A 3931-nucleotide genomic window follows, 5' to 3' on the forward strand; every position below is an offset into this window, starting at 1 on the left:
GGAAGATTCCCTTTTGTCTGCAATGGAGCGAGCCGGAAACGAGGACATGAGTGACGATGTGGAGCGTAAGGGACTTGGTACACCTGCCACCAGAGCAGACATTATAGAGAAGTTAGTTAAGGACGGTTTCGTGAAGCGTGAGAAAAAGCAGATGATCCCAACAGAGGACGGAATAAAGCTGATTACGGTGCTTCCGGATGTGGTGAAGTCTCCGAAACTTACTGCTGATTGGGAAAATGCCCTTACCCTTGTTGCAAAGGGCGAGTATTCCATGCAGGAATTTATGGATGGCATTGCGGATATGGTAAAGAACCTTGTGCAGACCTATCACAGCATTAGTGACGAGCAGAAATCCATGTTTGGAGGAAATCAGAGCGCACAGGAAGCCCTTGGAAAATGTCCGAAATGTGGCGGTGATGTAGTAAAGGGAAAATATGGAGCCTACTGCAAAAATAAGTGTGGTATGAATGTTGGCAAGGCTATGGGGACTGTACTTTCTGATACGCAGATTAAGAGTATGCTGGAGGGGAAAAAGACTTTCGTTAAAGGTTTAAAGGGAAAGAAAGGCACTTACGATGCTTACCTGATTCCGGAAGGAATTGAGGATTATTCCTATACCAAGGATGGCAAGAAAATCAAAGGCTCACAGTATAAGGTCAAGCTGGAGTTTGCAAAAAGAAGTAAGTAACAGCATAGAAAAATGGAGGATACGAACATGAATGAAGTAAATGAAAATGTAACTGTAAACGGAGTCGGAACACAGGATGAGGAGCCTGCGGCAAAGAATAATGAAACCAAAGCGGAGAAGTTCATCCGCCTTGGTGAATACCGCATGAACAAAGCGATTGATGCGATTGGAAGATTGGAACACCTTGCCAATAAGTCAGCTTATGAATATACAGCGGAGCAGGTAGAGGCTATGTTTGGAGCCTTGGAAAATAAGGTAGCAGATGTAAAAGCTAAATTCAGTACAAAGAAACAGGATAATACATCTTTTTCTTTTGGAACACATGCAGAGTAAGGAGGAAACCAGGAATGAAACAGTTAGAAAAAGAAATCACGGAAACAAACAAGCAGAGCATGATGAAACGTTATCAGCTATATGGAACGAAAGCATCAAAGCTGGCAGACAAATCACAGAAGAATACCGGGAAGGGAGAGAGAAAGTAATGGAATATAAGGATTTTGTAGAACAGGTAAAAGAGCAGATACAGGATTTTTTACCGGAGAAATTTGCAGATGCAACGGTTTCTGTTCATCAGGTAGTAAAGAATAATGACTGTGTTTTGGATGGTCTGACAATCCGGACGGAAGAAAGCAATATTTCTCCAACCGTATATCTGAATCCGTATTTTGAACAGATACAGGACGGAGCTGAGATGGATGATGTGCTTGGGCAGATTGCAGCCACATATCAGGCACATTATATTGACCATGATATGGATGTATCTGCGGTTACTGATTTTGATAACGTAAAAGACAAGATTGTGTGCAAGCTCATCAATGAGGAAGCCAACAGGCAGTTCCTTGAGGATAAACCATACACCAAGGTGGAAGATCTGGCGGTTGTGTATCAGATTTTAATGGACAAAAATGCGGAAGGTACTGCAACCATAACGATTACAGATAATCTGATGGAAAGGTATGGGATTACCCTTGAGGATTTACATGAACAGGCTCTTTTGAACATGGATGATTTACAGCCATACAGCTTCAAGGGAATGAGCGAGACTATTATAGAAATGATGGCTGGGGATATTGCAAGGGACAATGATATGGATATATCAGAGGCAAGGGAAATGGCGTCCCGGATGATACCGGATGTTCCTGACACAATGTTTGTGCTTACAAATGATGCAAAGCTAAATGGAGCTGCCGCCATATTAAACGATGATATTAGACAGGAAATTGCAGACAAAGTCGGTGACTTTTATGTACTGCCTTCTTCTATACATGAAACGCTGATTATCCCGAAAGATGCCGGAATGGAGTTAAGAGACCTTGAACAGATGGTGCAGGAAGTGAACCAGACACAGGTAGCACCAGAGGAACGACTTTCAGATCATGTGTATGAATATGATGCAAAAGAACATGAGCTGTTTCGCAGTGACCGTGCAGAGGAACGTGCAAAACAGAAAGCGGAAAAGCGTGATGAGAAAAAAGAACGTCCTTCACTAAAAGAGAGACTTGCAGAAAAGAAAAATGATGTGATGAAGATGGATGCTGACAGGAAGCAACCGACAGCAGATAAAAAGAAAGAAGCGGTGATTTAGCCACTTCATACATAATAAACAGGAAGGCAGCCACTTTGGGCTGCTTTTCTGTTACTATGAGAAATTGAATCGAAAGGAGTATCTATGGCAGGAAAATATCATTATATATCTGCACTGGCAGAAATGACAGCAGGAGATATTGTTAAAAACGAAAATGAATGGACCAGATTTCTGACCACGGCTGCAAGACTGTATAAATATCCCTTTAACGAGCAGATGTTAATATACGCCCAAAGACCAGATGCTACAGCCTGTGCTTCACTTGAAACGTGGAATGAAAAGATGAATTGCTGGGTCAACCGTGGAGCGAAAGGAATTGCCCTGATTGATACGGACAGCGAACGTCCGAGATTAAAATATGTCTTTGATGTATCAGATGTGCATAAGGCAAGAAGAATCGGGCGTGACCCAAATCTGTGGGAACTTAAGGAGGAACATAAGGCTCCTGTGCTTGCACAGCTTGAAAAGACTTATGGTGGAACCGATGTAAATATGCCTTTTGAAGAGAGGATTATGGAGATAGCTGACAGGATTGCCCAGGATTATTATGAGGAACTTTTACCGGAGCTAAACTATGTGAAAGAGGGCAGTTTCCTTGATGATCTGGATGAACTGAATCTTGGAATTAGGTTGAGGGAAACGCTGGCTTCCAGTATCTCCTTTACCCTGCTATCCCGATGCGGTGCCGATATGGATTTGTGGAAAGATGACATGAATTTTGAATATATCCACGAATTTAATAATACAAAGTCATTAGCTGTCATTGGAAATGCAACTACGGAAATGTGTAAGCCCCTGCTTATGGAAATTGGAAGGACAATAGGGGCATACGAGCGTCAGATTGCCCGAAATAAGGCAAGAGAAAAAGCGGCTGGGGAGCATATTGGAAGCCATGAAGAAAATGTTGAAAAAGGACTTGCAAATGCACCAAAAGCAGACTATAATGCTTTAAAGCGTGAAAGTGAAACGACAATAGAAAAACCAAAGGAAACTGAAAATCATACAGAAATGGAGGGCATTGCCAATGAAACTGACATACGAAAAGAACGGGGATTATCTGATTCCGAACCTGACAGCGAACGAGGAGCCGGAGAAGGCACTGACCAAGTACGGACTGATGAGGAAGAACTTTCTGAAGGAGCACAGGAGAGGGATTTATCAGGGAATGATTCTGACAGGGGAGCTGAAAGCACATTGTCTGCAGATACAGGAGCAGGCAGAGCAGAGAATGGAACTTCTGACCGGACAGATGGCGAAGTCGGAGGGAGTGAACGAGGAACTGAAAGCAGCCGATCAGATGCGCTGGGTAGCGAAGATGAACAACATCAGACACTCAGCGGAGGAAATCGTGCTGACAGAACTGATCTACATTTAAGCAGTGAGGAACAATCTAATAATACCATGAGGGAGCCGGATAGTGACAGCAACTCATTATCCGGTTCTTTTTCGGATAAAACCGAAGATTTCACAGAGCTTCAAAAGGGAATTTTATGTTTTGATAATTATCTTATCCATAAAAGACCGGAGATTGCAGGATATTTCCAGTCAGAGCAGGATGCGGTTTTGCAGACGGAGTATCTGAAAAATTCTTTCCGTATGGAGGAATTTACAGAGCTGTATATTGGGGATGTAAGAGCCGGGTATCGAGCTGATGAGGA

At 42.8% G+C, this 3931-nt stretch carries 6 protein-coding genes; all 6 read left to right on the forward strand.

What is annotated here, in order from left to right; translation table 11 throughout:
• Window positions 1–688, forward strand: a 688-nt coding sequence (locus FYJ59_RS13715) for a type IA DNA topoisomerase (protein WP_235898061.1), incomplete at its 5' end; no start/stop codon positions are given.
• Window positions 689–715: 27 nt separating this feature from the next.
• Window positions 716–1021 (forward strand): hypothetical protein, encoded by a 306-nt coding sequence (locus tag FYJ59_RS13720; protein WP_154498883.1) that lies wholly within the window; start codon window positions 716–718, stop codon window positions 1019–1021.
• A gap of 14 nt (window positions 1022–1035) precedes the next feature.
• The gene (locus FYJ59_RS14250) at window positions 1036–1170 is read left to right on the forward strand and encodes a hypothetical protein (RefSeq protein ID WP_268878558.1); all 135 of its coding nucleotides are present in this window, start codon (window positions 1036–1038) and stop codon (window positions 1168–1170) included.
• Window positions 1170–2273, forward strand: a complete 1104-nt coding sequence (locus FYJ59_RS13725; protein ID WP_154498885.1) for a DUF5688 family protein — start codon at window positions 1170–1172, stop codon at window positions 2271–2273. The genes FYJ59_RS14250 and FYJ59_RS13725 overlap by 1 nt, the downstream gene beginning before the upstream one ends.
• Before the next feature lie 1030 nt (window positions 2274–3303).
• A complete protein-coding gene (locus FYJ59_RS13730) occupies window positions 3304–3648 on the forward strand; it encodes a TnpV protein (protein WP_456300786.1) in 345 nt (114 codons plus the stop codon).
• 26 nt (window positions 3649–3674) lie between these two features.
• Window positions 3675–3931: hypothetical protein (locus tag FYJ59_RS13985; RefSeq protein WP_205839563.1), on the forward strand; the 257-nt coding region annotated here is incomplete at its 3' end.

This window comes from Waltera intestinalis, assembly GCF_009695995.1.
Lineage (GTDB): Bacteria > Bacillota > Clostridia > Lachnospirales > Lachnospiraceae > Acetatifactor > Acetatifactor intestinalis.